Source organism: Chromohalobacter sp. HP20-39 (assembly GCF_033052815.1).
Lineage (GTDB): Bacteria > Pseudomonadota > Gammaproteobacteria > Pseudomonadales > Halomonadaceae > Chromohalobacter.
On the sequence record NZ_JAWHTP010000881.1, the window covers coordinates 1 to 256 of the forward strand.

Consider the following 256-nt stretch of genomic DNA (forward strand, 5'->3'; position numbering starts at 1 on the left):
CTCTGCAGTTCCGCCGGGATGGGCCCAAGGTAGCGAATGCCCGGGGCATGCCGCAGCTCACTGATCTGCTGGAAACCGATCGCGGCCTGGCCTGCCGCCAGGAAGTCGGCGATCTGAGCGCCTGACGGCGGCTGTGTCGTCTTGGCCTTCAGCGCCTCGCCGATGCCGAGGTTCGCGAAGACCTCCAGCATGTGACGCCCGCTCGTGCCCGAGGACACGATCACCGACGTGGCCGACAGCAGGCCGGCCCGCAGGG

General features: G+C 69.1%; 1 protein-coding gene. It reads right to left on the bottom strand.

Features of this window, described 5'->3' with window-relative positions:
* Positions 1-256 (bottom strand): substrate-binding domain-containing protein (locus RVY79_RS20495; RefSeq protein ID WP_317466428.1); only part of this gene is annotated, 256 nt, incomplete at both ends.